Genomic DNA, 20,749 nt, shown 5'->3' on the forward strand with positions numbered 1-20,749 from the left:
CCGCACTACACTACTCCCAGCTTTTATATTGAGGTGGGAATGAACGATTACAAAATGACGCCGGGTGAGTTACGCGCCACCTGGGGTTTAGGGACCGTATTTTCTTTGCGTATGCTCGGTATGTTTATGGTCCTTCCGGTTCTGACCACATACGGCATGGCATTGCAGGGCGCAAGCGAGGCGCTGATTGGCCTGGCGATTGGTATTTACGGACTGGCGCAGGCGGTATTTCAGATCCCCTTCGGGTTAATCTCCGACCGCATTGGCCGCAAACCGCTGATTGTCGGCGGCCTGGCTATTTTCGTCCTTGGCAGCGTGATTGCGGCGATGTCGGATTCTATCTGGGGCATTATCCTTGGACGTGCGCTGCAGGGCTCCGGCGCGATCGCCGCTGCGGTCATGGCGCTGCTTTCTGACCTTACTCGCGAACAAAACCGCACCAAGGCGATGGCGTTTATCGGCGTCAGTTTTGGCGTGACCTTTGCGATTGCGATGGTGCTTGGCCCAATTATCACTCACAAACTCGGCCTGCACGCATTGTTCTGGATGATTGCCGGGTTAGCGACGCTGGGTATTCTGCTCACCCTCTGGGTGGTACCCGACAGCAAAAATCACGTGCTCAACCGCGAATCAGGGATGGTCAAAGGCTGCTTTAGCAAAGTGCTGATGGAGCCAAAACTACTGAAGCTGAACTTCGGCATCATGTGTCTGCACATCCTGCTGATGTCGACCTTCGTGGCGCTGCCTGGTCAACTTGAGTCCGCAGGCTTCCCGGCTTCCGAGCATTGGAAAATTTACCTGGTCACCATGGTCGTCTCGTTTGTCGCCGTGGTGCCTTTTATTATCTATGCCGAAGTGAAGCGCCGCATGAAGCGCGTGTTCGTGCTGTGTATCGCCTTGCTGCTGATTGCGGAAATCGTACTGTGGGGCTCCGGTACCTACTTCTGGGAGCTGGTCGCTGGCGTACAAATTTTCTTCCTTGCGTTTAACCTGATGGAGGCGCTACTGCCCTCGCTTATCAGCAAAGAAGCGCCCGCGGGTTATAAAGGCACGGCGATGGGGATTTATTCCACCAGCCAGTTCCTCGGCGTCGCTATCGGTGGTTCGCTGGGCGGCTGGATTGACGGCTTATTCGACTCGCAGACGGTGTTCCTCGCCGGCGCGCTGCTGGCAACCGTCTGGCTACTGGTCTCTATGACGATGCAGGAACCGCCATACGTTAGTAGCCTGCGCGTACAGATCCCGGATGATGTCGATGCCGACGACGCGCTGCGCGAGCGCCTGCTGGCGACGGAGGGCGTGAAAGAGGTATTGGTGGTAGCGCAGGAGCACTCTGCCTACATCAAGATTGACAGCAAAGTGACGAACCGCTTTGAGGTTGAGCAGGCGATAGCCGCCCGGTAAGACGAGACTGCCCGCACCGAAGTGCGGGCAGTACTTTCACGATTAGTCGCGGAAGTTTTTAAACTGGAACGGCTGACCGAGGTCGCCGCCGCGCACCAGCGCCATCACGGCCTGCAGATCGTCGCGGGATTTCCCGGTGATACGAATCTCTTCACCCTGAATCTGCGCTTGCACCTTCAGCTTGCTGTCTTTAATCAGCTTAACAAGCTTCTTCTGAACGCTGCTTTCAATACCCTGCTTGAGCTTCGCTTCCACAAACCAGGTTTTGCCGCTGTGTACGAACTCTTCAGGTACATCAAGTGATGCGCCTTCGATGCCGCGCTTAAGCAGCTTGGCGCGCAGGATATCCAGCAGTTGGTTAACCTGGAAGTCAGACTCGCTCAGCACCTTAATGGTCTTATTCGCTTCGTTCAGCTCAATTTTCGCTTCTACACCGCGAAAATCGAAACGTGACTCAACCTCACGGGCTGCGTTATCCACGCCGTTGCGCGCTTCCTGAAGATCGACTTCAGAGACAATATCGAAAGATGGCATCTTTTCCCCTCCCTTAGTTTCGTTTGCGTTGCATAATACCTGCAACGCGGCATAACTCAACTTGTTATCCCCGGAAGCTTAGTTGATAACGCTATACTGATTCGAGTTATCGCGTGAAGTATGACATACCAGCAGTATCTGGTGTGGTAAGGAGGATGTTTGAAAATTACCGTATTGGGATGTGGCGCGCTAGGCCAGCTATGGATGACGGCGCTCCATAAAAAAGGATTTGAAGTACAGGGATGGTTACGTGTACCTCAGCCCTATTGCAGCGTAAACCTTATGGAGCTGGACGGTAGCGTATTCAACCAATCACTTATCGCCAACGACCCCGATTTCCTGGCGCAAAGCGACCTGCTGCTGGTCACACTCAAAGCCTGGCAGGTTTCTGACGCCGTCAGAAGTCTGGCGGCCACACTTCCGGCGACTACGCCGATTTTACTGATTCATAACGGTATGGGCACGCTGCTGGAACTTAACGGTATCCAGCAACCCATTTTGCTGGGTGCGACCACTCAGGCTGCACGTCGCGACGGCAATATCATTATCCACGTCGCCAACGGTACCACCCATATCGGTCCCGCCAAACGCTACGACCACGATTACAGCCAGCTTGCGGAAACGCTCCAGAACGTGCTCCCGGACGTCGCCTGGCATGACAATATTCATTCCGCCATGTGGCGCAAACTCGCCGTGAACTGCGTGATTAACCCAATGACCGCGCTGATGAATTGCCCGAACGGCGAGCTGCGCCATCATCAGGAACAGGTGGCGCACATTTGCGACGAAGTGGCGATGACCATGACGCGGGAAGGATTTCATACCTCCCCGGAAAGTCTGTTATTTTATGTTAATCAGGTGATTGACCTGACGGCGGAGAACATTTCCTCCATGCTGCAGGACATCCGCGCGCAGCGACATACGGAAATCGACTATATCACCGGTTACCTGCTCAAGCGTGCGCGGGCGCACGGCATTCCTGTGCCGGAAAATACTCGCCTGTATGAACGGGTTAAACGTAAGGAGAGTGAATATGAGCGCGTCGGCACTGATTTGCCTCGCTCCTGGTAGTGAAGAGATGGAAGCCGTCACCACTATCGATCTGTTAGTGCGTGGCGGCATCAGCGTCACTACCGCCAGCGTCGCCAGCGATGGCGACCTGACCATTACCTGCTCCCGCGGCGTTAAGCTGCTGGCCGATGCTCCACTGGTCGAAGTCGCGGACGGTGACTTCGATATCATCATTCTGCCAGGCGGCATTAAAGGTGCGGAGTGCTTCCGCGATAGCCCGCTGCTGGTTGAAACGGTGAGACAATTTCATCATTCCGGGCGTATCGTTGCCGCTATCTGCGCGGCAGCTGCCACCGTGCTGGTTCCCCATGAGCTCTTCCCTATCGGCAATATGACCGGTTTCCCAGCGCTGAAAGACCAGATTCCTGAAGGCCAGTGGCAGGATAAGCGTGTGGTCTGGGACCCGCGCGTCAACCTGCTGACCAGCCAGGGACCGGGTACATCGATTGATTTCGGGCTGAAGATTATCGACCTGCTTGTTGGGCGTGAGAAAGCGTACGAGATTGCGTCGCAGCTGGTGATGGCGGCAGGGATTTATAACTTCTACGAAGAGTAAACTGTAGGCCCGATAAGCGTAGCGCCATCGGGCACAAAGCCGGATGGCGGCGTAAACGCCTTATCCGGCCTACAGGTGACTTAAAATAAAAAAACCGGCCAGGCTGGTTTTTTTATTTATGGGCGGTAAACCTTAACGTTGGTAAAGCCCTGCTCACGCAGATAAAGCGCCTGCAGGCGACTCATCACGCCGCGCTCACACCACAGCAGGTAGGTCTTGCTCTGGTCGAGGTCGCCGAACTGGGTGCTCAGCTTGTAGAACGGCAGAGAGGCGATTTCCACGCCTTCCAGCTTCAGTGGTTTATCGTCCTGCTCGTCAATGGAGCGAATATCCAGAATCACGTCGTTGTCGCTAAAGCCGCTGACGGTTTCAACTTCCACCACCTCTTGCTGCGTCTGCTGCGCGATTTCGCGGATGTCGACGTTGTTGGCTTCGGCAACCACTTTATCCAGAATCGCAAAATCGAAGTTTGCTTCTTCGGCTTCGATTTTCGCCTTCACCGCTTTGATGGTTGGGCTCTTCGAAATCACGCCGCAGTATTCCGGCATGGTGCGGGCAAAGTCTTCGGTACCGATTTCACGCGCCAGGTCGATGATGTGTTCTTTGTCGTGAGAAATCAGCGGACGCAGAATCAAGGTATCGGAGACGTTATCGATAAGACGCAGGTTGGTCAGCGTCTGGCTGGACACCTGGCCCAGCGCTTCACCGGTCACCAGCGCCTGCACACCATAGCGCTCCGCCACTTGCGATGCCGCGCGGACCATCATGCGCTTCAGCACGACGCCCATCTGACCGTCTTCCACTTTCTCCAGAATTTCGCCCACTACCGGCTCGAAGTTGATAGCCACGAAACGCACGCGGTGTGAGCTACCAAAACGGTTCCAAAGGTAGTGCGCCACCTGACGTACGCCGATTTCATGGGCGGCGCCGCCGAGGTTGAAGAAGCAGTAGTGCACGCGACAGCCACGGCGCATCAGCATATAGCTGGAAACACCGGAGTCGAAGCCGCCGGAAATCAGTGACAGCACGTCTTCCTGCGTACCAATCGGGAAGCCGCCAATACCTTCGTAGCGCCCTTTCACCAGCAGTAGACGGTCGTTCTCGATTTCGAGGTTAACGGTCACGTCTGGGTTGGTCAGCTTCACGCGTGCCGTCTCGATGTGCTGATTCAGACCGCCGCCAACGTAACGTTCTACTTCGATAGAAGTAAATTCGTGCTTACCGCGACGCTTAACGCGTACGCAGAAAGATTTACCTTCCAGCGCTTCACGCCACAGCGGTAGCGTCTGCTCAAAAATGTTGTGCAGCGAGGTAAACGGTACGTCTTCGACTTCCAGAATATGGTGGATCCCCGGAATGCGGGTCAGCGCATCGCGAAGCACCAGACGTTTGTCTTCATCTTTAGAACGCACTTCGATGTGGTCCCAGTGGCGGACGACAGCAAGCGTTTCATCGTGGTTTTTAAGAACGTTACGAATATTCCCGGTTAAAATTTTAATAAAGCGCAAACGCACAGTTTGGCTTTTGATGGTGATTTCCGGGAACAATTTAATGATAAACTTCATGGCGGCAATGGTTCGTTGACAAGCCCGACGGGCTTTAGGCAAAAGATGTATCGCAGTGTACCCATGGCATCTGCGTCCAGATGCGCGGAGTATACCATCATCCCGCTTACCATTGCGTGTTATTTGCTTCACACTCAGACTCCGTTACCATAGACGCAGTCGCGACATAACAAGAGCCAAACATTCACTATGCCAAAGAAAAACGAAGCCCCGGCCAGTTTCGAGACCGCTTTAACCGAGCTGGAGCAAATTGTTAACCGTCTGGAAAGCGGCTCCCTTCCGCTGGAAGAGGCGCTGAACGAATTCGAACGTGGCGTGCAGCTGGCACGTCAGGGGCAGACGAAGCTGCAGCAAGCGGAACAGCGCGTGCAGATCCTGTTAGCCGATAACGAAGATTCCCCACTTGAGCCTTTCACGCCGGACGCTGAATAAATGGATTTTTCGCAACAGCTGAATGCCTGCGTTGAGCAGGCAAATGACGCGCTGCGCCGTTTCATCGCCCCGCTGCCGTTTCAGAACACTCCTCTGGTCGATGCCATGCAGTATGGCGCACTATTGGGCGGTAAACGCCTGCGCCCGTTCCTGGTGTATGCCACCGGTCAAATGTTTGGCGTCAGCCTCGCGACGCTGGATGCGCCCGCTGCCGCGGTCGAGTGTATTCACGCTTATTCGCTGATGCATGATGATCTCCCGGCGATGGACGATGATGACCTGCGCCGTGGCCAGCCGACCTGCCATATTAAATTTGGCGAGGCGAGCGCCATTCTGGCCGGTGATGCGTTACAAACGCTGGCGTTTTCTATACTGAGTGATGCGCCGATGAATGAGGTCTCAGACCGCGATCGTCTGGCGATGTTGTCCGAGCTGGCCACCGCCAGCGGCGTGGCCGGTATGTGCGGCGGTCAGGCGCTGGATCTGGAAGCCGAAGGGCAACAGGTTAATCTGGAAATGCTGGAACGCATCCACCGCCATAAGACCGGTGCGCTGATCCGTGCCGCCGTGCGCATGGGCGCATTTAGCGCGGGTGAACAAGGTCGCAAAGCGCTGCCGCTGCTAGATAAGTATGCCGAAAGCATCGGCCTGGCATTCCAGGTTCAGGATGACATTCTGGATGTGGTGGGCGATACTGCGACCCTCGGAAAGCGCCAGGGTGCCGACCAGCAGCTCGGCAAGAGCACCTATCCTGCATTACTGGGCCTTGAGCAAGCCCGGACTAAAGCCAGTGACCTTATTGCCGATGCCCGTCAGTCTCTTAACGAGCTAGCCGCGCAGTCACTGGATACCACAGCACTGGAAGCGCTAGCGAACTACATCATCCTGCGCGACAAATAAACTATAAATGAGTCTCAGATGAGTTTTGATATTGCCAAATACCCGACCCTGGCGTTGGTCGATTCCACTCAGGAATTGCGCCTGCTGCCAAAAGAGAGCCTGCCGAAGCTGTGTGACGAGCTGCGTCGTTACCTGCTCGACAGCGTGAGCCGTTCCAGCGGACACTTCGCCTCCGGGCTTGGCACGGTGGAGCTCACCGTGGCGCTGCACTACGTCTATAACACGCCGTTCGACCAGCTTATCTGGGACGTTGGCCACCAGGCCTACCCGCACAAAATTCTGACCGGTCGTCGCGACAAGATTGATACCATCCGTCAGAAAGGCGGCCTGCACCCGTTCCCTTGGCGCGGCGAGAGCGAGTATGACGTGCTGAGCGTTGGTCACTCCTCCACCTCTATTTCTGCCGGTATTGGTATTGCGGTTGCCGCAGGCAAAGAGAACAAGCAGCGTCGTACCGTCTGCGTGATTGGCGATGGCGCGATTACCGCCGGGATGGCGTTTGAAGCGATGAACCACGCGGGCGATATCAAGCCCGATATGCTGGTGGTGCTGAACGATAACGAGATGTCCATCTCTGAGAACGTCGGCGCGCTGAACAACCATCTGGCGCAACTGCTCTCCGGCAAGCTCTACTCTTCTCTGCGCGAAGGCGGCAAGAAAGTCTTCTCCGGCGTTCCGCCCATTAAAGAGCTGCTCAAACGTACCGAAGAACATATCAAAGGCATGGTGGTTCCGGGCACGCTGTTTGAAGAGCTGGGCTTCAACTATATCGGGCCGGTTGACGGTCACGACGTGCTGGGGCTGGTCAATACGCTCAAGAACATGCGCGACCTCAAAGGCCCGCAGTTCCTGCACATCATGACCAAAAAAGGCCGTGGCTATGAACCGGCCGAGAAAGACCCAATCACCTTCCACGCGGTGCCGAAATTCGATCACACCAGCGGTAAGCTGCCAAAAAGCAGCGGCGGCCTGCCGTCGTACTCGAAAATTTTCGGCGACTGGCTGTGCGAAACCGCGGCAAAAGACAGCAAATTGATGGCGGTCACCCCGGCGATGCGCGAAGGCTCCGGCATGGTAGAGTTTTCGAAAAAATACCCTGACCAGTATTTCGACGTGGCGATTGCCGAGCAGCACGCGGTGACCTTCGCCGCAGGCCTGGCGATTGGTGGCTATAAACCGATTGTGGCTATCTACTCCACCTTCCTGCAGCGCGCCTACGATCAGGTTATCCACGATGTGGCTATCCAGAAGCTGCCGGTGCTGTTTGCGATTGACCGCGCAGGCATCGTTGGCGCCGACGGTCAGACGCACCAGGGCGCATTCGATATTTCTTACCTGCGCTGCATCCCTGACTTTGTCATCATGACGCCAAGCGATGAAAACGAATGCCGTCAGATGCTCTATACCGGCTATCACTACAGCGACGGCCCAAGCGCGGTGCGCTATCCGCGCGGCTGCGGTACCGGCGCGGAGCTTCAACCGCTGGAAAAACTGCCGCTCGGCAAAGGCGTGGTGAAACGCGAAGGCGAGAAACTGGCGATCCTCAACTTCGGCACCCTGCTGGTCGAGGCGGAAATCGTCGCTGAAAAACTTAACGCAACGCTTGTTGATATGCGCTTTGTGAAACCACTGGATGAAAGCCTGATCCTCGAGATGGCCGCGCGACACGACTCGCTGGTGACGCTGGAAGAGAACGCCATCATCGGCGGTGCGGGCAGCGGCGTGAACGAGGTGCTGATGGCGCATCGTAAACCGGTGCCAGTGCTGAACCTCGGCCTGCCTGACTTCTTCGTCCCGCAAGGCACGCAGGAAGAGGCTCGCGCCGACCTTGGTCTCGATGCCGCTGGTATCGAAGCGAAGATCGCGGGCTGGCTAGCATAATCCTCCCCATCGCTCCTGCTATGCTTAAAGGTAAACCGCTTACCCGCTAGCAGGAGCTGATTCATGCAATACGATAAGTTAGGACACACCGGCCTTCGGGTCTCTCGTCTTTGCCTTGGCTGTATGACCTTCGGCGAACCGGATCGGGGTAAACACGCCTGGACGCTTCCGGAAGACAGTAGCCGCCCCATCATTCAGCGCGCCATCGAAGGCGGCATCAACTTTTTCGACACCGCAAACAGCTACTCTGACGGCAGTAGCGAAGAGATCGTCGGCCGCGCGCTACGTGATTTCGCTCGCCGTGATGAAGTGGTGGTGGCCACCAAGGTTTACCATCAGGTGGGCGACCTGGAAGAGGGGCTGTCTCGCGCGCAAATTCTGCGCTCCATCGATGACAGCCTGAAGCGCCTTGGGATGGACTATGTCGATCTGCTGCAAATTCACCGCTGGGACTACCGCACCCCGATTGAAGAGACGCTGGCAGCGCTGGATGAAGTAGTGAAATCCGGTAAGGCCCGCTTTATTGGCGCATCGTCGATGCACGCCCGTCAGTTTGCCCACGCGCTGGCGCTGCAAAAAACCAACGGCTGGGCGTCGTTCGTCACCATGCAGGATCACTACAATCTTATCTACCGGGAAGAGGAGCGCGATATGCTGCCGCTCTGCTCTCAGGAAGGGGTGGCGGTGATTCCGTGGAGCCCGCTGGCGCGCGGTCGCCTGACGCGTCCGTGGGGAGAAACGACGGCAAGGCTGGTCTCCGATGAATTCGGGCAAACGCTGTATAGTTCAACCGAAGAGAACGATGAGCAGATTGCCGGGGAGCTTGAGCGGGTCGCGCAGGAGGTGGGGGCTAGCCGCGCGCAGACGGCGCTGGCATGGTTGCTGAGTAAACGGGGCGTTGCGGCACCGATTATTGGCGCGTCGCGTGAGGATCAGTTGGATGAGTTGCTGAACGCGGTGGATATTACGCTGACGCCGGAGCAGATTGCGTCAATGGAAGCGCCGTATCAGCCGCACCCGGTGGTGGGGTTTAAGTAACGGGCTGATTGCCCCCTCACCCTAACCCTCTCCCCAAAGGGGCGAGGGAACCGTTTGGTGCGGTTTTCTCCCTCTCCCTTCCAGGGAGAGGGTCGGGGTGAGGGTTAACGCATCACAGAATGTAATGCCCTACCACAAACAGTATCGCCGCTGAAATCACCCCTGCGATGATATCGTCGACCATAATCCCCATTCCACCGTGAACGTTACGGTCGAACCAGCGGATCGGCCAGGGCTTCCACATATCAAAAATACGGAACACCACAAATCCCGCCAATACCCATTGCCAACTGATGACCGGAATCGCCATCAGCGTAATCCACATACCGATAAACTCATCCCACACGATACTACCGTGGTCGTGCGTCCCCATATCGCGCGCCGTACGGCGGCAGAGATAAACGCCGATACAGATACCGAACATCACCACCAGTGAATAGAGCTGCAGCGGCAGAAATGTCAGCACATACCAGAAGGGAATGGCGGCAATCGAGCCAGCCGTACCCGGCATTATCGGGCTCAGGCCGCTGCCAAACCCCGTTGCCAACAGGTGCCAGGGATTGCGTAAATTAAGACGACTTTTTGCTTCGTCACGCTTAGCCAAAATGATCGTACCCCTTCCAGTCGAGCTGCACCGCTTTCCCATCCTGGGTGAAATGCAGTCCTTCAACATCGGCGCTGATTTGTCCGATGCAGGTAAACGATGTACCCAGTTGACCCAGCGCCACTTCTAGCGCGCCACGGTTCAGTTCTGGAACGGTAAAGCAGAGTTCATAGTCTTCACCGCCGGAGAGCGCCCAGCGGCATGCCTGCTCCGGCTGCGCGTGGCGGCGCAGCGCATCGGAGTACGGCAGCAGATCGAGGTCAATACGCGCCCCTACGCCGCTGGCGTTAAGGATGTGCCCCAGATCGGAAATCAGGCCGTCGGAGAGATCGATAGCCGAGTTTGCCAGGTCACGCAGCGCCTGCCCCTGTAGAATACGCGGCGTCGGACGAAGATGACGCTGACGCAGATAGGCCGCATCTTCTGGGTTATCAATCGTCAGCTGATTCAGAATTAATGCCAGACCCGCCGCGCTGTCGCCAGGGGTGCCGGTCACGTAAATCCAATCGCCCGGTTTTGCACCCGAGCGTTTCAGCGCACGGCCTACCGGTACATAGCCGTGAATGCCCAGCGTCATCGACAGCGGCCCTTTGGTGGTGTCGCCGCCAATCAGCTGCATATCGTAATAGTTTAACAGTTCAAACAGACTGTCACTGAACGCCGCCAGCCATGCTTCATCAACCGCAGGTAGTGTCAGCGCAAGCGTCAGCCAAGCCGGGTCAGCGCCCATTGCCGCTAAATCGCTAAGGTTTACCGCCAGCGCTTTATGAGCCAGGTCAGCCGGGTCGATATCAGGAAGGAAATGATTGCCCACCACCAGCGTATCGGTGCTGATAGCCAGGGTCTGTTTTTCAGGAATATTGAGTAACGCGCAGTCGTCGCCGATTCCGGTTTCTACATCGAGACGGGCGTTTCGTACTCGGTCAAAATAACGGGCAATCAGGGAGAATTCGCCGCATGCCATACGTTATGCCTCAGCAGAAGGATAAAACAAGGCCGGACATGCCAAATGAAATTCGGCAAAATCCGGCCTGGAGGTTACTTTTTGTGGGGACGAATGACAGGAGCGGCTTTATCCAGCACGCCGTTGACAAACTTGTGGCTGTCTTCAGCGCCAAAGGTTTTTGCCAGTTCGATAGCTTCGTTGATAGCCACTTTATACGGCACATCATCACGCTTCGACAGCTCGAACAGCGCGATGCGCAGTACGGCTTTCTCTACCTGGCCCAGCTCTTCGAGCATACGGGACAGGTACGGCTTCATCAATCCATCGAGGTACGCGCTGTTAGTCGCCACCCCGGACAGCAGCTCACGGAAGTACAGGACGTCGACATCTTTCACGTCTTGTTCCGCCAGGAACTGGTATTCAACATCGGAGATGTCGTTCTGGGACAACTGCCAGGAGTAAAGCGCCTGGACGGCACACTCACGGGCGCGGCGACGAGCAGCAGGTTTCACGGATTTCCCCTTACAAAAATCAGGCCTTGATGGCTTTCAATACATTAATCATTTCAAGCGCGGTCAGTGCAGCTTCTGCACCTTTGTTACCGGCTTTTGTGCCAGCACGTTCGATGGCTTGTTCAATACTTTCGGTGGTCAGAACACCAAAGGCTACCGGGATTTCACTGTCCTGGGCGACGTGCGCCAGGCCATTGCTTGCCCCGCCAGCGACATATTCGAAGTGCGCAGTACCGCCACGGATAACCGTACCCAGCGCGATCACTGCATCGTATTTACCGGTTTTTGCCAGTGCGCCAGCCGCCAGAGGCAGTTCATAAGCACCTGGAACCCAAACAACGGTGATGTTTTCATCTTTAACCTGACCAATGCGCTTCAGGGCGTCGATAGCACCTTCCAGCAGGCTGTCATTGATAAAGTTGTTGAAACGCGCGATGGTGATGGCGACGCGAGCGTCCGGGGTAGCAACGTTAGCTTCAATAATGTTCATACTCTTCCTTTGGGTTCATTTGCCCCGCAGGGGGGCGGATTTTATCATAATATTCTGGGCGCTGCTTCCTCTAAATCAGAAAGCCTCACGCAGCCGTTAAATGCAGGCACACATCGGGGCCCACCTGGCGTATCTCATTGAATTTGAAATGGGGGGCGTCGGCCAGTTTCTCAAGCCCTGGCAACACACATAATCCACGCGCATCACTTCCTAACAGTTTAGGCGCGATATAGACGATAAGCTCGTCGACCAGTCCCGCCTGAAGCAACGCACCGGCAAGCGTTGGCCCCGCCTCCACCCAGATGCTGTTAATCTGCTGTTTGCCCAGCTGCATCATCAGCAGCACCAGGTCGAGATGCCCGTTGTGCTCCGGCACTTTCAGCGTCTGTACGCCTTCCGGCCAGACGCGGGTATCGTCCTCGGTGCGCGCAAACAGCGTTTCACCAGGCTGCTGCACGATACGGTGCTCCGGCGTCACACGGTTGCCGCTATCAATCACAATGCGCAGCGGCTGGCGCAGGTTTTCCTGCGGGTAAAGCGCCTGCGTTTCGGCATTGAGCTCGTCCCAGCGCACGGTCAGCGCCGGGTTATCCGCCAGCACCGTAGCGCTGCTGGTTAAAATCGCGTGACTTTCCGCACGCAGGCGTTGCACATCGCGGCGCGCCTGCGGCGAGGTAATCCATTGGCTTTCACCGCTGGACATAGCCGTGCGGCCATCAAGAGATGCACCAAGCTTCAGTTGGATGTAAGGGAAACCGGTACGCATCCGCTTGAGGAAACCTTTGTTCAGCGCTTCGGCTTCGCTCATCATCAGCCCATGGCTGACCTCAATACCGGCTTGCTGCAGCCGATAAAGACCGCGGCCCGCAACCTGCGGGTTTGGGTCCTGCATGGCGGCGACGACGCGGGAGACACCCGCGGCAATCAGCGCGTCACAGCACGGCGGCGTGCGCCCATGGTGACTGCACGGTTCCAGCGTCACGTAGGCGGTGGCGCCTTTGGCTTTGTCACCCGCCATGCGCAGCGCATGCACTTCCGCATGGGGTTCACCGGCGCGATAGTGGAAGCCTTCGCCGACGATTTCGCCCTGATTTACAATCACACAGCCCACGCGCGGGTTGGGATGGGTGGTAAAGCGACCGCGTTGCGCCAGCTTCAGCGCGCGCGCCATGTACATTTCATCGTGCATAGCTTAGTCCTGTAAGCGGGCGATCTCTTCGCCAAATTCTTTAATGTCTTCGAAGCTGCGGTACACCGAGGCAAAGCGGATATAGGCCACTTTATCGAGCTTTTTCAGCTGTTCCATGACCAGGTTGCCTAGCAGCTTGCTCGGCACTTCTCGCTCGCCGGTCGCGCGCAGGTGTGATTTGATGTGGTTAATCGCCATTTCCACATCATCGGCGCTGACCGGGCGCTTTTCCAGCGCACGCAGCATACCGCTGCGCAGCTTATCTTCATTGAACGGTTCACGCACATCGTTGCTTTTCACCACGCGCGGCATCACCAGTTCTGCGACCTCAAACGTGGTGAAGCGTTCATTGCACACCAGGCATTGCCGACGGCGGCGAACGGAGGAACCTTCTCCCACCAGGCGGGAGTCAATGACTTTAGTATCTACGGCGAAACAGAATGGGCAGTGCATACAACGTCCTGACGATGAGGGTGATGGGAATCTATTTTACCCTGAACTGCGGATACAACAAAGAAACAGCGCTTTTTGAGACAAAGGATCGATGTCAGATACCGCATTGCACGCTACCATTGCGTTATCCGAAGAAAAGGAAACAGACAGCATGACAAGACGTTACCTAAGAATCGCCCTGCTGGGAAGCCTCGTCAGCCTGAGCGCCTGCGCACAGCAGTCTGAGGTGAAGCAGATGCATCAAAACATCAGCGCACTCAGTACCGAGATGACACAGCTCAATAAAGAGACGGTGAAAATCACTCAGCAAAATGCGCTGAATGCGAAATCTACGCGCGGCGTTTACCTGCTTCCTGGCGCGAACACGCCAGCGCGTCTGAACAGCCAGGTTGGTACGCTTCGCATGTCGTTACGCAATATCGCCGCTAACGCGCAGGGCACGGCGGTAACGCTGCGTATTCAGGGCGAGTCAAACGATGCGCTGCCAGCCTTCACCGGCACCGTTGAGTGGGGCCAGATTCAAGGCACGACCGAGCAGTATCAGGAGGTCAACGTGCAGAACCAGCTCTTCTCCGCGCCGGCGAGCGTACTGGCGCCAAGTGATGTCGATATTCCGCTTCAGCTTAACGGCGTGACCCCGGAACAGCTAGGCTTCGTACGCATTCACGACGTTCAGCCCGTTAGCGCACAGTAACCGCCCTTCAGGCGCTGGAATTGTAACTGTCGTCCAGCGCCTCAATTACCCATTCTTCGTTATCCTGAAACACATTTCTCGTATGTAAACATTTGCAATAATTCACCCCATCAGTACAATCGCCGCGTCTAAACTACGCAAACGTGAACGCAATCGATTACGCGTTTGAAAAATGTGTGAACTGTGACTGATTTTCGTGAGCAAGGATTCATATAATAGGCTCGCAGAAACACGAAACATTTAGAAAAACTTCGGTGATAAAAATCACCCTCTTTCGATTTTTTTTATTAGTGGCAGAAATATGAAAAAAACATTATTAGCAGCAGGTGCTGCACTGGCGCTCTCCGCATCTTTCACTGCTAACGCAGCTGGCGATTCTCAACCTCAGTATGTCTCCGACTGGTGGCATCAGAGCGTGAACGTGGTGGGTAGCTATCACACCCGCTTCTCACCGAAGCTGAACAACGACGTTTACCTGGAATATGAAGCGTTTGCCAAAAAAGACTGGCTCGACTTCTACGGCTACATCGATATTCCTAAAACCTTTGACTGGGGTAACGGTAACGATAAAGGCGTATGGTCTGACGGTTCCCCACTGTTCATGGAGATCGAACCACGCTTCTCTATCGACAAGCTGACCGGCGCTGACCTGAGCTTTGGTCCGTTCAAAGAGTGGTACTTCGCGAACAACTACATCTACGATATGGGTGACAACAAAGCCAGCCGCCAGAGCACCTGGTATATGGGTCTGGGTACCGATATCGACACCGGCCTGCCAATGGGTCTGTCCCTGAACGTGTATGCCAAATACCAGTGGCAGAACTATGGTGCCGCGAACGAAAACGAGTGGGATGGCTATCGCTTCAAAGTAAAATACTTTGTACCAATCAGCGATCTGTGGGGCGGTAAGCTGAGCTACATCGGCTTCACCAACTTCGACTGGGGTTCCGATCTCGGCGACGAACCAAACCGTACCAGCAACTCCATCGCGTCCAGCCACATCCTGGCGCTGAACTACGATCACTGGCACTACTCCGTTGTTGCCCGTTACTTCCATAACGGTGGCCAGTGGCAGGGTGGTAATACCCTGAACTGGGGCGAAGGTGATTTCAACTCGAAATCGACCGGTTGGGGCGGTTACTTTGTTGTAGGTTACAACTTCTAAGTTCGACACCGCAAAAAAGGCCAGAGGTTTCCCTCTGGCCTGTTTCGGGCGCATGCTGCCACGCAGGCGGCAGGTTTGCCCACCTCGCTTTATCTCTGACTATGCCACCAGCCTAAAAACAGACCCGTCGCAATACCGACCAGCGTTGGTGCTGCCAGATCGTGCCAGACCATAATGCAAACTTCCGTGAGCGTCATACAGCCGCCTTGGTTGCAATGGCAACGGTTCGCGGCTATCCTCAACTTGTCTAGAGATAGGATTGCCCCCGTTATGTTGCCGGTGAATACCGAACAATGTGCGGGGGTTTTCTCTTTCCAGCGACAAGGCCACCGGGGATCAAGCCCCCGCAACACTGCGCCTCACCGGAATGGTCCGGCTTGCCGCTGATTCTACTCTGCTCAGTAATTTCGACATGGTCTAAAAACGAAAAAATCCCGACCTTGCGATCGGGATTCCAGACACGCTGTACGCGTTACAGCACGCGGCTATTTCTTCTTATTCAGCATCGCTTTCAGGTCAGCGAACGGGTTGTAGGTCGCCTCGCCCACGTCTTTCTGCGCATCTTCCCCGGCTACCACCGTCGAACCGTACTGGTCTGCCTCGGTGTACTTCGAGTGCTCATGATCGTGACAGAACAGGCACAGCAACTCCCAGTTGCTGCCATCTTCAGGATTATTGGTATGGTCGTGATCCATATGGTGAACCGTCAGCTCGCGCAGGTTGGAGTAGACGAACTCGCGCGAACAGCGTCCGCAGACCCACGGAAACAGTTTCAGCGCTTTTTCACGGTAGCCGCTTTCCAGCCGCACGTAGTTTTTTGGGATGATGGCCATAATGACTCGATATGTCGTGTTCAAGGTAAGGGAATACGCACAGTCTAAATGGGCAATAAAAAAGCCGCAACACCCTACGGCGTTGCGGCTTTTATTCGTGCCCTAAGTGCGACAGATTACGGCAGAATTGACGGCTGATCCGCCCCTTCTTTCTCGACTTTCTGCTGCAGCATATGCTCGCGCTTCATACCCAGCTTCAGCGCCAGCGCCGAGGCTACGTAGATAGACGATGCGGTACCGATGGAAACACCGATAAGCATAGTCAGCGAGAAGCCTTCCAGTACCGGACCACCGAAGAGGTACAGCATCAGGATAACCACTAACGTCGTACCGGACGTAATCAACGTACGGTGCAGCGTCTGGGTCAGCGACACGTTAAAGATTTCGTATGGCGTACCGCGACGAATCTTGCGGAAGTTTTCACGAATACGGTCAGATACCACGATACTGTCGTTCAGTGAGTAACCGATAACGGACATCAACGATGCCACGATAGTCAGGTCAATCTCGATATGGAACAACGACAGGATCCCGAGCGTAATGATAACGTCGTGCGCCAGCGCGATAACCACACCTGCCGCCAGTCGCCACTCGAAGCGGAAACCGACGTACACCAGGATAGAGATCAGCGCGACAATCAGCGCCATGGCACCGGTTTGCGCCAGATCGGCACCCACGCTTGGCCCAACGAATTCAATACGCTTCACGGCGGCATTCTGACTGGTGGATTCGTTAATCACACTCAGCACTTTGCTACCCAGCACCTGGCCACCATCCGCACCTTCGGTTGGCGGCATACGTACCATGATGTCATGGCTGCTGCCGAAGTTCTGCAGAAGCGGATCAACAAAGCCCGCTTTCTCCAGCGCGTCGCGCATTAAGTCCATGTCCGCCGGTTTTTCCAGCGTAATTTCAATCACCGTACCACCGGTGAAATCGAGACCCCAGTTAAAGCCGCGCACGCCCATCACCACGATGGCCGCAATCAGCAGGAAACCAGAGATGCCGAAAGCCCAGTAGTCCCAGCGCATAAAGTCATAGACTTTACGGCCGTGGTTCAATTGTTCAACACTATATTCCTGTGCCACATCGCACTCCTCAGATTGACAGCTTTTTGACGCGCTTGCCGCCATACAACAGGTTTACGATGGCACGCGTACCGACAATCGCGGTAAACATCGACGTCGCCACACCGATACCGGTAGTAATCGCGAACCCTTTAATTGCCCCGGTGCCGACTGCATACAGGATCAGGACTTTAATCAGCGTCGTAATGTTCGCATCGAAGATGGAACTGAACGCGCCGGCATAGCCCTCGTTGATTGCCTGTTGTACCGAACGTCCGTTACTCAGCTCTTCTTTGATACGTTCGTTGATCAGTACGTTAGCATCGACGGCAACCGCAAGGGTTAACACAATCCCCGCGATACCCGGCATACTCAACGTCGCGCCCGGCAGCAGTGACATGATACCGACGATCAGTACCAGGTTAGCCAACAGTGCACTCGTCGCAATCAGACCGAACTTCTTGTAGAAGAAGAGCATGAACAGGATAGAAACCACCAGACCGGCCAGACATGCTTCCAGGCCCTGTTTGATGTTCTGCATACCCAGCGTTGGGCCGATGGTACGTTCTTCAACAATCTGAATCGGCGCAATCAGCGCACCGGCACGCAGCAGCAGAGAGAGCTGGCGCGCTTCGTTCGGGTTGCTGATACCGGTAATACGGAAGCTGTTACCCAGGCGAGACTGGATATTGGCGATGTTAATCACCTCTTCCTGTTTCACCAGAATGGCGCGACCGTTAGCATCTTTCTTACCGCTGTCTTTGTACTCCACGAACAGGGTCGCCATCGGTTTACCGATGTTGTCCTTGGTGAAGTTAGACATGATGTTACCACCCGCGCTATCAAGCGAGATGTTAACCTGCGGCTGGTTGTACTCATCCTGGCTTGAAGTGGAGTCGGTGATATGGTCACCGGTCAGGATCACACGCTTGTACAGCACAACCGGCTGGCCTTCACGAGTATCTTTCACTTCAGAGTCGCCCGGCACGCGGCCAGAAGCAGCAGCAGCCTGATCAACGTTGGTGTTTACCAGACGGAATTCCAGGGTTGCAGTCGCACCCAGAATCTCTTTCGCACGCGCGGTGTCCTGGATACCAGGCAGTTCAACCACGATGCGGTCAGCACCCTGGCGCTGAACCACTGGCTCAGCAACGCCCAGTTGGTTTACACGGTTACGCAGAATGTTGATGTTCTGCTGAACGGCGTATTCACGGGCTTCGCTCAGGCGAGCATCGGTCATCACCGCACGCAGCGCGGTGCTGCCCTGAGTTGAGATAACCAGATCCTGATGACGCTTGCTCAGATAAGAGACGGCTTCATCACGCGCATTGCTATCACGGAAAGCGATGCTCAGACCGTAGTTGTCTTCTTTGCGAACGGTAGTATAAGGAATGCCTTTTTCTCGCAGGTCACTGCGCAGGCTATCGATATTTTGTTCCTGCAATTTGCCCAACGCAGTGTCCATATCCACTTCCATCAGGAAGTGCACACCACCACGCAGGTCAAGACCGAGCTTCATTGGCTCTGCGTTAATCGCAGCCAGCCAGCGCGGCGTTGCCGGAGCAAGGTTAAGCGCCACGACGTATTTGTCACCCAGTACGTTTACCAGCGCTTCACGCGCACGCAGCTGGATGTCGGTGGTGTCGAAGCGCGCAAGAATAGCGCCCTCTTCCAGTGCCACAGACTTAGCGGTAATTTTTTCTTCTTGTAACGTTTTCTGGACCTGGATCAGCGTTTGCTCACTGGCGGCGACACCGCGCACGCCAGTGATTTGAACGGCCGGATCCTCACCATACAGGTTGGGAAGCGCATACAGCAGGCCGACGACAATCACGACGACCAGCATGACATACTTCCACAAAGGATAACGGTTTAACACGGCAGTTCCCTTTGGGAAAACGAATTATTACAGCGCCTTCATGGTGCCTTTCGGCAGAACGGCAGCTACGAAGTCACGTTTGATAACCACTTCAGTGGTGTCGTTCAGTGCGATAGCAATGTAGCCAGTTTCTGCTACTTTGGTCACACGACCCACCAGGCCACCGTTAGTCAGCACTTCATCGCCTTTCGCGATGGAGTTCATCAGGTTCTTATGTTCTTTGGTACGTTTTTGCTGTGGACGCAGGATCATGAAATAGAAGATCAGGCCGAAAACCACCAGCATCAGAATCAGAGACATCGGGCTGCCCTGCGACGGAGCCCCGGTTGCTGCTACCGCATCAGAAATAAAAAAGCTCATTCAAATTCCCTCATTATTAAAATTAATCAACGTTCAAAGGTGGAACGGTACGCCCCTGGCGTTGGTAGAAATCGGTCACGAAGCTCTCTAATTTACCCTCTTCGATAGCCTTGCGTAAACCAGCCATTAAGCGCTGATAGTAGCGAAGATTATGAATGGTATTGAGGCGCGCGCCCAATATTTCGTTGCAACGGTCAAGATGATGCAAGTATGCACGCGAATAATTGCGACAGGTGTAGCAATCACACTCGGCATCAAGCGTGCTGGTATCGCTCTTATGTTTGGCATTACGGATTTTCACCACGCCGTCGGTCACAAACAGATGACCGTTACGGGCGTTACGCGTTGGCATAACGCAGTCAAACATATCGATACCGCGACGAACGCCTTCAACCAGGTCCTCTGGTTTGCCGACGCCCATCAGGTAACGCGGTTTGTCAGCAGGGATCTGCGGGCAAACGTGCTCAAGGATACGGTGCATGTCTTCTTTCGGCTCACCTACCGCCAGGCCGCCGACAGCGTAGCCATCAAAGCCAATCTCCACCAGACCTTTGACGGAGATATCACGTAAATCTTCGTAAACGCTGCCCTGAATGATGCCAAACAGCGCATTTTTGTTGCCGAGGCCATCAAAACGGTCGCGGCTGCGTTTAGCCCAGCGCAGAGACATCTCCATGGAGCGCTTAGCGTAGTCCCAATCCGCCGGGTACGGCGTACACTCGTCGAAAATCATCACGATGTCGGAACCGAGATCGTATTGAATTTCCATCGATTTTTCTGGATCGAGGAAGATCGGGTCGCCGTTAATTGGGTTGCGGAAGTGCACGCCCTGCTCGGTGATTTTGCGGATATCGCCCAGGCTGAAGACCTGGAAACCGCCGGAATCGGTCAGGATTGGGCCTTTCCACTGCATGAAATCGTGCAGATCGCCGTGCAGCTTCATGATTTCCTGACCCGGGCGCAGCCACAGGTGGAAGGTGTTGCCGAGAATGATTTGCGCGCCGGTCGCTTCGACTTCTTCCGGGGTCATGCCTTTAACGGTGCCGTAGGTACCTACTGGCATAAAGGCAGGCGTTTCAACTACGCCACGATCAAAAACCAGGCGGCCGCGGCGGGCGCGACCGTCTGTGGTGTCCAGTTCAAATTTCATCTTCACTCCTGCGTCAGAAAAACAGT

At 55.3% G+C, this 20,749-nt stretch carries 23 protein-coding genes; 9 read left to right on the forward strand and 14 right to left on the reverse strand.

Translation table 11 applies throughout. From position 1 onward, the window contains the following. The first annotated feature begins 39 nt into the window (after nucleotides 1–39). Nucleotides 40–1,404, forward strand: a complete 1,365-nt coding sequence (locus tag ACH1XZ_RS19210) for an MFS transporter (RefSeq protein ID WP_395596758.1) — start codon at nucleotides 40–42, stop codon at nucleotides 1,402–1,404. A 42-nt stretch (nucleotides 1,405–1,446) separates the two neighbouring features. Here ACH1XZ_RS19210 and ACH1XZ_RS19215 read toward each other — a convergent pair whose 3' ends face one another. Then, on the reverse strand, nucleotides 1,447–1,938 hold the full coding sequence (locus ACH1XZ_RS19215) for a YajQ family cyclic di-GMP-binding protein (protein WP_035894278.1): 492 nt from the start codon (nucleotides 1,936–1,938) through the stop codon (nucleotides 1,447–1,449). A gap of 159 nt (nucleotides 1,939–2,097) precedes the next feature. Between ACH1XZ_RS19215 and panE the strand changes: the two genes are divergently transcribed. Together panE and yajL are read left to right on the forward strand one after the other, a co-directional pair. Beyond that, entirely contained in the window at nucleotides 2,098–3,009 is a 912-nt protein-coding gene (panE, locus tag ACH1XZ_RS19220; RefSeq protein WP_395596759.1) for a 2-dehydropantoate 2-reductase, read from the forward strand. Then, on the forward strand, nucleotides 2,972–3,565 hold the full coding sequence (yajL, locus tag ACH1XZ_RS19225; protein WP_395596760.1) for a protein deglycase YajL: 594 nt from the start codon (nucleotides 2,972–2,974) through the stop codon (nucleotides 3,563–3,565). The genes panE and yajL overlap by 38 nt, the downstream gene beginning before the upstream one ends. Nucleotides 3,566–3,681: 116 nt before the next feature. Here yajL and thiI read toward each other — a convergent pair whose 3' ends face one another. Next, nucleotides 3,682–5,130 carry a tRNA uracil 4-sulfurtransferase ThiI gene (thiI, locus tag ACH1XZ_RS19230; RefSeq protein ID WP_395596761.1) on the reverse strand — a complete coding sequence of 483 codons (1,449 nt, stop codon included), beginning with the start codon at nucleotides 5,128–5,130 and terminating at the stop codon, nucleotides 3,682–3,684. A 189-nt stretch (nucleotides 5,131–5,319) separates the two neighbouring features. Here thiI and xseB point away from each other — a divergent pair, with 189 nt between their 5' ends. From xseB to ACH1XZ_RS19250, 4 genes are all read left to right on the forward strand, one after another. Further along, entirely contained in the window at nucleotides 5,320–5,562 is a 243-nt protein-coding gene (xseB, locus tag ACH1XZ_RS19235; protein ID WP_035894270.1) for an exodeoxyribonuclease VII small subunit, read from the forward strand. Further along, nucleotides 5,563–6,462 carry a (2E,6E)-farnesyl diphosphate synthase gene (gene ispA / locus ACH1XZ_RS19240; protein WP_395596762.1) on the forward strand — a complete coding sequence of 300 codons (900 nt, stop codon included), beginning with the start codon at nucleotides 5,563–5,565 and terminating at the stop codon, nucleotides 6,460–6,462. Nucleotides 6,463–6,480: 18 nt separating this feature from the next. Continuing rightward, complete coding sequence (gene dxs, locus ACH1XZ_RS19245) at nucleotides 6,481–8,343, forward strand: 1-deoxy-D-xylulose-5-phosphate synthase (protein WP_395596763.1); 1,863 nt, start codon at nucleotides 6,481–6,483, stop codon at nucleotides 8,341–8,343. Nucleotides 8,344–8,406: 63 nt separating this feature from the next. Next, nucleotides 8,407–9,381 carry an aldo/keto reductase gene (locus tag ACH1XZ_RS19250; RefSeq protein WP_395596764.1) on the forward strand — a complete coding sequence of 325 codons (975 nt, stop codon included), beginning with the start codon at nucleotides 8,407–8,409 and terminating at the stop codon, nucleotides 9,379–9,381. Nucleotides 9,382–9,493: 112 nt separating this feature from the next. Here the strand turns inward: ACH1XZ_RS19250 and pgpA are convergent, their stop codons facing one another. From pgpA to nrdR, 6 genes are all read right to left on the reverse strand, one after another. Next, nucleotides 9,494–10,027 (reverse strand): phosphatidylglycerophosphatase A, encoded by a 534-nt coding sequence (gene pgpA, locus ACH1XZ_RS19255; protein WP_395596765.1) that lies wholly within the window; start codon nucleotides 10,025–10,027, stop codon nucleotides 9,494–9,496. Beyond that, nucleotides 9,978–10,949, reverse strand: a complete 972-nt coding sequence (gene thiL / locus ACH1XZ_RS19260; protein WP_395596766.1) for a thiamine-phosphate kinase — start codon at nucleotides 10,947–10,949, stop codon at nucleotides 9,978–9,980. Before thiL ends, pgpA begins: the two co-directional genes overlap by 50 nt. A 74-nt stretch (nucleotides 10,950–11,023) precedes the next feature. Then, nucleotides 11,024–11,443, reverse strand: coding sequence for a transcription antitermination factor NusB (nusB, locus tag ACH1XZ_RS19265; RefSeq protein WP_035894262.1), 420 nt, complete (start codon nucleotides 11,441–11,443; stop codon nucleotides 11,024–11,026). A gap of 19 nt (nucleotides 11,444–11,462) precedes the next feature. Next, on the reverse strand, nucleotides 11,463–11,933 hold the full coding sequence (gene ribH, locus ACH1XZ_RS19270; RefSeq protein ID WP_001021161.1) for a 6,7-dimethyl-8-ribityllumazine synthase: 471 nt from the start codon (nucleotides 11,931–11,933) through the stop codon (nucleotides 11,463–11,465). A gap of 85 nt (nucleotides 11,934–12,018) precedes the next feature. Further along, nucleotides 12,019–13,122 (reverse strand): bifunctional diaminohydroxyphosphoribosylaminopyrimidine deaminase/5-amino-6-(5-phosphoribosylamino)uracil reductase RibD, encoded by a 1,104-nt coding sequence (gene ribD, locus ACH1XZ_RS19275; RefSeq protein WP_395596767.1) that lies wholly within the window; start codon nucleotides 13,120–13,122, stop codon nucleotides 12,019–12,021. A 3-nt stretch (nucleotides 13,123–13,125) separates the two neighbouring features. Continuing rightward, nucleotides 13,126–13,575 (reverse strand): transcriptional regulator NrdR, encoded by a 450-nt coding sequence (gene nrdR / locus ACH1XZ_RS19280; RefSeq protein WP_061282153.1) that lies wholly within the window; start codon nucleotides 13,573–13,575, stop codon nucleotides 13,126–13,128. A gap of 151 nt (nucleotides 13,576–13,726) precedes the next feature. Between nrdR and ACH1XZ_RS19285 the strand changes: the two genes are divergently transcribed. Both ACH1XZ_RS19285 and ACH1XZ_RS19290 read left to right on the forward strand, forming a co-directional pair. Then, nucleotides 13,727–14,269 carry a SadB/YajI family lipoprotein gene (locus tag ACH1XZ_RS19285; RefSeq protein ID WP_395596768.1) on the forward strand — a complete coding sequence of 181 codons (543 nt, stop codon included), beginning with the start codon at nucleotides 13,727–13,729 and terminating at the stop codon, nucleotides 14,267–14,269. Nucleotides 14,270–14,570: 301 nt separating this feature from the next. Further along, entirely contained in the window at nucleotides 14,571–15,434 is an 864-nt protein-coding gene (locus ACH1XZ_RS19290) for a nucleoside-specific channel-forming protein Tsx (protein WP_395596769.1), read from the forward strand. A gap of 89 nt (nucleotides 15,435–15,523) precedes the next feature. Here ACH1XZ_RS19290 and ACH1XZ_RS19295 read toward each other — a convergent pair whose 3' ends face one another. The 6 genes from ACH1XZ_RS19295 to tgt all read right to left on the reverse strand — a co-directional run bounded on the left by ACH1XZ_RS19295 (nucleotide 15,524) and on the right by tgt (nucleotide 20,723). Next, nucleotides 15,524–15,631 (reverse strand): type I toxin-antitoxin system toxin Ldr family protein, encoded by a 108-nt coding sequence (locus ACH1XZ_RS19295; RefSeq protein WP_395596770.1) that lies wholly within the window; start codon nucleotides 15,629–15,631, stop codon nucleotides 15,524–15,526. Between the two features lie 288 nt (nucleotides 15,632–15,919). Then, nucleotides 15,920–16,267: an HNH nuclease YajD gene (yajD, locus tag ACH1XZ_RS19300; protein WP_035895149.1), complete on the reverse strand. Its 348-nt coding sequence runs from the start codon at nucleotides 16,265–16,267 to the stop codon at nucleotides 15,920–15,922. A gap of 116 nt (nucleotides 16,268–16,383) precedes the next feature. After that, the gene (secF, locus tag ACH1XZ_RS19305) at nucleotides 16,384–17,355 is read right to left on the reverse strand and encodes a protein translocase subunit SecF (protein WP_395596771.1); all 972 of its coding nucleotides are present in this window, start codon (nucleotides 17,353–17,355) and stop codon (nucleotides 16,384–16,386) included. 10 nt (nucleotides 17,356–17,365) lie between these two features. Next, on the reverse strand, nucleotides 17,366–19,213 hold the full coding sequence (gene secD, locus ACH1XZ_RS19310; protein ID WP_395596772.1) for a protein translocase subunit SecD: 1,848 nt from the start codon (nucleotides 19,211–19,213) through the stop codon (nucleotides 17,366–17,368). 27 nt (nucleotides 19,214–19,240) lie between these two features. Next, complete coding sequence (gene yajC, locus ACH1XZ_RS19315) at nucleotides 19,241–19,573, reverse strand: preprotein translocase subunit YajC (RefSeq protein WP_035895145.1); 333 nt, start codon at nucleotides 19,571–19,573, stop codon at nucleotides 19,241–19,243. A gap of 22 nt (nucleotides 19,574–19,595) precedes the next feature. Continuing rightward, entirely contained in the window at nucleotides 19,596–20,723 is a 1,128-nt protein-coding gene (gene tgt / locus ACH1XZ_RS19320; protein WP_123649993.1) for a tRNA guanosine(34) transglycosylase Tgt, read from the reverse strand. Between the last annotated feature and the right edge of the window lie 26 nt (nucleotides 20,724–20,749).

It is taken from the genome of Kluyvera chengduensis, assembly GCF_044197065.1.
Lineage (GTDB): Bacteria > Pseudomonadota > Gammaproteobacteria > Enterobacterales > Enterobacteriaceae > Kluyvera > Kluyvera ascorbata_C.